The sequence below is a fragment of the Pseudoalteromonas sp. SG43-7 genome, assembly GCF_014164295.1.
Taxonomy (GTDB): Bacteria; Pseudomonadota; Gammaproteobacteria; order Enterobacterales; family Alteromonadaceae; genus Pseudoalteromonas; species Pseudoalteromonas rhizosphaerae.
On sequence record NZ_JACJEY010000013.1, the window covers coordinates 117,888 to 125,446 of the forward strand.

A 7,559-nucleotide genomic window follows, 5' to 3' on the forward strand; every position below is an offset into this window, starting at 1 on the left:
TGCAAAATAGGTGTGGACATTGCCTCGATATACCACTTAGGAATAATACCGCCTATTTTTTATTTAATCGTTTTAACTTTTCTAAATCAGCCCGTTCTCCGTTTTGGTCTGACTTTGCTATGAATGCAGCTATTTCACTATCAAATGATATTTAAACTACCTTAATAAATATAACGAGCCTGTTGAATAACTCGTTTTAATTTATTTTTATTGATGGATTAACCATAGCCGAGTTCCTATTTTGATTCAATCGACAACTGACTTTCACGTAAAATATAAAAAAGAGGACTTGGTGTTGTTTTAATTGGCTTTTTTTCAAAGTATTACAGATATTTAAGTGGCTTATTTGCGGTGATAAGGGCTTACCTTTGCAATGATGAAGCCACATCGGCCGACGAAGTAAACAAATTTGTTTATTGATTTATAATTGACCGTCACTGAATAAAAAGGTCAAAAAGAATACTAGTGCCTATTAATAGAGTTAAGGCTCATATGTGTTATGTGAATTCCCGATTGAAGCGCCGAACTTTTGTTCGCATGTTTTTCATAGGTGATGACGTATTAAATTGAATCATGCGCCCTAGAGTCCATCGCTCATACCACGCAACACCATACAACTCATGATTACTTAAACTTGAAATGAGTAAAAGTATCTCGTGAACCGTAGACTCCAGCTCAACAAGCAGATCATCGTATTTCCAGTCACGATATTTTTCGTGGAAACTTTCAGCTAGTAACCCAAGTTGATTCCATTTGTAGTCAGTTTCAGGGAAATCTACATCCTGATTTTGAGACTTTAGATGATGCCATTTAAGGACCAGTTTGCCCCAACCAATCAGGTAAGCAACTGTGTCACTAACGCTAATGATTGTACCTTTGATATTTCCTTCTACGCCCAATTTACGAGCTTTGCTTTTTGAAATTGAGCGATAATCAGCCATTAGTTTTGGGAACACTGAGTTTATGGCTAACTCCAATTCATCCTTATTTCTTGGCACAGAAGACAATTTAACCTCCATTCACATAATGCCTTGCATTTGCGGCGGTTTTGTAGCGCGGTACGAGCGGAAAAACCGTCCAACCACTCAGTAGTTTATGCAACATGCTTTTGTTATGTTTTTTCATTCACCAACTCCTGCGCAACCTGTAGCTGAACTTGATGCATTAACCATAGCCGAGTTCCTATTTTGATTCAATCGACAACTGACTTTCACGTAAAATATAAAATAGGATTTAGTGTTGTTTTAATTGACATTTTTCAAGTTGTTACAGATATTTAAGTGGCTTATTTGCGGTGATAAGAGCTTATCTTTGCAATGATGAAGCCGCATCGACAGACGAAGTAAACGAATTTGCTTATTGAATTAAAGTTGATTTTGAATTGACCGTCACTGTATAAAAACGGTCAAAAAGAATACTAGTTCCTATTGACAGAGTTAAGGCTCATATGTGTTAAAGCTCTGCAATTTATTGCCAAAATATAGTGGATATCTGCCCCCAAGCAGCCAATACTAAACAAAATTGTATAGACATCATGATCGATGCAATATCCAATTTTATTAACTTACTTTGCAACTTTCCTCTTAAAGAAATCCATAAAGAAAATAAAAGTGTTATTGGCAAAACCCCTGATAAAAAAGCCAAGCAAATACTTGCCGCAGTAATATCACCAAACTTTAGAAAGGATTGATTAACATAGAGATATATGGACAAGCTAAATAGTACAAGGTTTATAAACCCCCATTTAATGCGCCTTAAGCCATCTTTATCGCGTTTAACAACTCTAATTAATCCTACTAAAAAGATATAAATCAGTCCAATTAGACCATTACATAATGTGTTGGCATGACTTTGCGTTGTTTGCCAAAACCATGACAACTTAACATTGTTGGAGTTAAGGCGCTTGTTATGTCTTGCTTACTCATTTCAAAGTTTATTCAATAAATAATTAATCTCTGCGATAACAATCTCTGGTTCATGTTTTTGTATGTAATGCTCTGGAGTTGTTGCAAATGTAATTTTGGTATCTTTAGATAAAGTCTGCATCTTATTTAATTCGGTAGAATAAGACTTTTTAATACGCTCCCAGACTGCTGGATGCCAGTTATCTGGAGTTTGATTTGCAGGCACCCAAATTGCGTCTCTGTTCCAAAGTAATACATAAGGTGTGTCACCAAAATCGTCGCTTTGCTGAATGAACGTTGAACTAGTTCTCATATTAATTTTTTCTAGATTATCAGGAGCACCATGCCAGCTAGCAAGTTCAGCTTCCATATTCTTCTTGGTATCAGCATCATATGTGTCATTTTTTGCATCCCACTTTTTTATATGGCTTCTAAATTGGCCATACAATGAAGGATCTACAAGTAAAATGGCGCTGACCTTTTCAGGGTAAAGGTGATTAAATAACTTAATAGGATATGAGCCATAAGAGTGTCCAACCATTACGTAAGGAGGCTGAATTCCAGCCCTTTGTAACAATACATTTTGATGCTCAACAATAGTGCCTAGATCATAATGGCCTTGCGATTTATCACTTTTCCCCAAGTTGGCTCTGTCATAAATACACACTCTATTTTTTTTGTGAAGTGATTGTATTACCTTCTTCCAGTTTCCGTCTTCAACCGTACCACCAAAGCCAGCATTGATAATTATTGAAGGGGAGGCTTCACCATAACATTCAATAAAAAGGTTCACTTTATCTACTTGATACAAGCCTGAAACACTTGGTTTAATGACGTCTTTTGCAGATACGCCAAAGGCTACGATAAATAATAGAACTAAAAGTCCAGTTTTCATTATAAAATCCCTTATATAGCTAATTTAGAAGTAAAATTTAGCACTTAAAATATAACGAGCCTGTAGATTAACTCGTTTTAATTTATTTTTATTGATGCATTAACCATAGCCGAGTTCCTATTTTGATTCAATCGGTTACTTCTATTTTATCTAAAAGTAAATATTGCAAAAATTTTTGTCTGTCCTTTTATTTCAGCTGAACATCTAACTGGATATAAGGCTGAGCATGAATCAATTGGGTGAGTTAATAACCAACAAGGTTTAACCTGATTATATGCCTACAGACCTAAACCACTTGCCTTGATTAGACACTCAGTACGCGTGCATTAATACAATAAACAAAGTCGCTTACACCTGACTTGATAACTGCGTTACGCACCTAAATATAACTGGATCACAATGATGAAACCAGCCGCCTTGAATAGTGCCATGATAAGGTTAACCGATGAATGTCTCGGCTCTAGCATCCTGCTTCGCTCTACCTTCTAAATCCATTTAGTCGTAGTGCCCCAGCGACTCCAAAAGGATATGGGAAAAACCTGGCTGCGATGAGCTCGCAATAATCGATTACTGCGTAACGCGCCTATATGTGTTTGCCGTAAGCTACTTGCTTAACCGCCGCATCGGCCGACGAAGTAAACGAATTTGCTTATTGAATTAAAGTTGATTTTGAATTGACCGTCACTGTATAAAAACGGTTAAAGAAAATACTAGTGCCTATTGACAGAGTTAAGGCTCATATGTGTCACATTTTGTCATTGCTACAGCCCGAATAGATTAAGAACTCGACTTGAATAGAGCTGCGAATTAATCACAAGAAGCTCTTTCACTGTGCTACCGCTATTGCCAACTTCGCCTTCCAGGGAAGCACCATTTTGTAATAATAGTGAAATAATTTCCGGTTTATCCGCAACTTTGTTGTATCCATGGCACGCCGGCCATAAGGCCTCTGATGGATTAGCGCCTTGCTCAATAAGCTTTTGAGTAAAGCTAAGCCATTTATCAAAATTTGGATTTAGACCATGGCCAAACTTTACAGCTAATTGAATTACGCTAGTCTCAGGCCCTGCTGGCATTTTTGCCTTTACGTTAGCCCCCAACTCTATGAGCTTGTTGGCAAGCTCAAAATCTTCGCATTGCATGGCATACATCAAAGGAGTCTTGTCTCTGCAATTAGCGTTATGGTGCCCAACTGTTTCGATTACGCCCTTATCCTTTGCAAGGATACCAAGAACTGAATCCTGGTCGTGCTTTTCGATTGCAACAAACAACTTTTTAATTTCTGCCTTGGTCATGCGTATTCTCAAGAAATGTAACGAGCCTGTAGAATTACTCGTTTTTAATTTATTCTTATTGATGCATTCACCATAGCCGAGTTCCTATTTTGATTCAATTAGTTACTTCGATTTTACGTAAAATATAAAAAGAGGACTTGGTGTTATTTTAATTGGCATTTTGCAAGGTGTTTGAGTGGCTTATTTGAGGTGATAAGGGCTACCCTAATTAGTGCATCGTGTTTTGCAGCTTTTCTCTATTATGAACTAAGCAATACAGTTGCCGCAGTGTGAAGTGAAAGCATTCACTTTCGTTTGTCCGCGCAAGGTCAATTTGCTCAGCGAAATTGATTGGAATGAATTTATTTTGGTAGGATAAGTCTCGCTTGACTCCTCACCCAACGAAAGAGCCATAACGATTTACCGTGGGTGAATAATATTTACTAGATCATAGCTTGATAGTAGATTCAAGGTTAAAAGTTGAACAACTAAAAGTAGGTGCATTCGTTCCTGTAAAGAGTAATTCTACAGCCTCAACGCCCGCCATCTGCCGCGCGGGGTAAGATAAGAACGTCAGCTGCATGACATTGTTATAGCGAAACAGGTTCATCACGCATTTTTTCCCATGTTTGTACCATAAGCTTCTTGGCTGGCCCCCAACGGTAACCACCAAGTGCACCACTGTGCTGTATTACCCGATGGCAGGGGATCAGTAAAGCAACAGGATTTGCTCCAATGGCGTTACCAACCGCTCTTGCAGATTGGGCCGCATTGAGTGCTGTGGCTACCTGAGAATAGCTAGCCACTGCGCCCGGTGGTATTTTCAGCAGCGCCCGCCACACAGCTACCTGAAAATTCGTACCTTTCACATGAAGCGACAGCGGACCATGTTTGGCAGCTGTATCACTACTAAAAAACGCATCAATAACATAGTGCGTAGATGTGATGCTTTCAACAATCGAACTCAATGGCCAAGCGTTACGCAAGTCATCCAGCAGCTCTTCAATGTAATTGAAGTCCATGAACTCAACCCTACAAACACCACGCTGTGTTACAGCTACAAACATAGGCCCCAGTGGTGTAGGGTGCACACCGTATTCGATACGTAGCTCCTTACCCTTATTTTTATACTCCCCCGGTGTCACTGCCTCCAGCTGCACAAAGTGATCATGCAACCTTGAACTACCGCTTAAGCCAATCTCATGTGAAACGTCGAGCAGAGAGCGGGATTTATCCAACAACTCCTTGCTACGCTCCAATGTCAGGACCTGCAAAAACCGCTTTGGCGTGGTACCCGCCCAACGACAAAACAACCTCTGAAAATGATACGGACTCAGATGCACATGGGCGGCTATCTCCTCTAGAGCGGGCTGGGTAGTTGCACGATCTACCAAGTATGCCATAGCACGTGCGATACGGTCATAGTCTGACACACTCTGCCTCTCAGACACGATTTATGGATACACCGCCATCTACCAACATCGCAGAACCAGTTGTGAAACTGGATGCATCGGATGCTAAGTACAATGCGGATTGAGCAATTTCATCTGGTGTCGCCATACGCTTGAGCGCATGCAGGTTACGCACAAACGCCAATGCTTCTGGCGTATTAGCAAACTCACGTCCCGCTGGCGTATCAGTACCACCAGGCAAAAGGGCATTGACCCGGATATTCTGAGGCCCATGCTCTGACGCCAGCACTTGAGTCAAACCAATAAGACCAGCCTTACTGGCTGCGTAGGCAGCCATGCCTGGCATACCTGCGGTGTAACCAACGAAGGTAGAGGTGAAAATTAACGAACCTCCTTTTCGGGCAGCCATGGCGGGCAGCTGGTACTTTGCGCCCAAAAATGCACTGGTTAAGTTGGTCGCAATAACTTGATTCCAGTCCGTGAGCGACATCTGCGGCACAGGGCACATAGCACCCAGAATGGCAGCATTGTTAAAAGCGATATCCAGGCCACCAAAGTGGCTTACAGCCTTATCTACCAAAGCTTTGGCAAAAGCTTCTTCGCCAACATCACCGGCTAGTGCCAGTGCCTGCCCACCTTCAGTCTTGATTAATTCCACCAGTTCATCAAGCTCCTTCTGTCGCCTTGCTGCCACCACTACGGCAGCACCTTCTCTCGCAAAAAGCTTCGCGGCTGCGTAGCCAATGCCGGTGCTGGCACCAGTAACAATAGCAACTTTGTTGGCCAATATGTTCATCGATTATTTCTCCTAGCTCTGCTGACAATTAAAGGGCATATGCCCGAACAGATGCTATATTAGGAGGCCGAACGATTAATGCCGACCCGAATCTTGCTGAATTTCAATTGCGCTATAACATTTTAGTATTTATGCGACACGCAGTTTGTGTTGCATAATCGCTTGTCGGACTGAGGCGCTACCTGCTCGATGTGTAGAGTTGGTGTTGTTTATGCTATGGACTTTACATATATAGAAAGGCTTTTTATGACCTAAGCTATAGCAAGCAAATTTAATTAGTGTGCCTGTCGTATCTATGCTGTCCCTGCGTTACTCAGTGTTTATTATCTATCCATTAAACCTAATGTTTAACCCTTAAGCAATTATATTTTTCGTATGCACAGTCGTTACTGACCTGAGCAATTAAGCAGGTTAATTAGCTGATTTGATGCAGCAAGCTAGGCCGCTAACTCGTTCGAACTATTTAATTTGTCGCTACATCTAAATTAATCGCAACATACTAGCTTGGCAGTGCTGGCAACTTATTAGCTTGTCTAATCAATGCTTCGATTACTGGCTTTGTTTTATTACTAGGTACTTTCGCTAGCATTACATACCTAGAATGTCGTTCAACTAAGGTCGCGATAAAGCTGTTTTCTGAGCCTTGGTTCAAGTCCAACTCCCAGTGATCTGGAACAGCTCTGTCTTCAACATTTGATGACCTTTCACTATTGGTACAGCGTCGACTATCTTTCCTAACCCTTTACCTTTCAGCAGCAACTAAATAAGAGAGCCACTCTAATTGAACAAATAAAACTGTGTCACTAAATTTACTTTTCAGGTTCAGAATTTATCTTTTATTGCGGGGTTATTTTTATTTCACCTATTAAATAAGTCATTAGCCCTATTAAACCTAAATTACACGCATGAAGATGACTGCAGGAAATAGAAACGGAAATAAAAAGGACAGACACATATTTTGTGTCAGAAAATTTAGCACCTCTCCCGTTGTGGATAATCGCATAATTATTTTTTCACATACTGTTAGTGTTAGTTACAGAGCTTAGAATTGAGGTGCTTGGAAAGGATTTTAGGCAAAAAAAGGCAAAGCTAGGCCGTCACTTTGTTCAATAGTGTATTTTTAAAACAACCTAATAAAGATGCAACTGTTCAGCCTGCGCCTTTGTACCATTTTACATCGTTGCTGGCGGCTTGCTGCTTTAACCGTTGTTTGCTGCCTGCAAAATTTGAGTACTGCTGCCTGAAACGTTGAATTGATTCAAGCCATTGCGCTTCTTC

At 40.5% G+C, this 7,559-nt stretch carries 6 protein-coding genes and 1 pseudogene; all 7 read right to left on the minus strand.

Going from position 1 to position 7,559, the window contains the following annotated elements; translation table 11 throughout:
* Positions 1-497: 497 nt before the first annotated feature.
* Complete coding sequence (locus tag H5200_RS08355; protein WP_182718968.1) at positions 498-1,007, minus strand: ClbS/DfsB family four-helix bundle protein; 510 nt, start codon at positions 1,005-1,007, stop codon at positions 498-500.
* Positions 1,008-1,467: 460 nt separating this feature from the next.
* Positions 1,468-1,878, minus strand: coding sequence for a hypothetical protein (locus tag H5200_RS08360; protein ID WP_259399192.1), 411 nt, complete (start codon positions 1,876-1,878; stop codon positions 1,468-1,470).
* Positions 1,879-1,926: 48 nt separating this feature from the next.
* The gene (locus H5200_RS08365) at positions 1,927-2,799 is read right to left on the minus strand and encodes an alpha/beta fold hydrolase (RefSeq protein ID WP_182718936.1); all 873 of its coding nucleotides are present in this window, start codon (positions 2,797-2,799) and stop codon (positions 1,927-1,929) included.
* Between the two features lie 761 nt (positions 2,800-3,560).
* A complete protein-coding gene (locus H5200_RS08370) occupies positions 3,561-4,094 on the minus strand; it encodes a hypothetical protein (protein ID WP_182718935.1) in 534 nt (177 codons plus the stop codon).
* A 569-nt stretch (positions 4,095-4,663) separates the two neighbouring features.
* A complete protein-coding gene (locus H5200_RS08375; protein WP_182761303.1) occupies positions 4,664-5,506 on the minus strand; it encodes a bifunctional transcriptional activator/DNA repair enzyme AdaA in 843 nt (280 codons plus the stop codon).
* A gap of 10 nt (positions 5,507-5,516) precedes the next feature.
* A complete protein-coding gene (locus H5200_RS08380; RefSeq protein WP_149982876.1) occupies positions 5,517-6,281 on the minus strand; it encodes an SDR family oxidoreductase in 765 nt (254 codons plus the stop codon).
* Positions 6,282-6,795: 514 nt separating this feature from the next.
* Positions 6,796-7,016 (minus strand): annotated as a pseudogene (locus H5200_RS08385) (transposase); the annotation flags it as partial.
* Positions 7,017-7,559: the final 543 nt, after the last annotated feature.

Coding starts and splice junctions, on each gene's coding strand:
- H5200_RS08365 (WP_182718936.1), bottom strand. CDS start 2,799: ATGAAAACTGGACTTTTAGTTCTATTATTTATCGTAGCCTTTGGCGTA.
- H5200_RS08370 (WP_182718935.1), bottom strand. CDS start 4,094: ATGACCAAGGCAGAAATTAAAAAGTTGTTTGTTGCAATCGAAAAGCAC.
- H5200_RS08380 (WP_149982876.1), bottom strand. CDS start 6,281: ATGAACATATTGGCCAACAAAGTTGCTATTGTTACTGGTGCCAGCACC.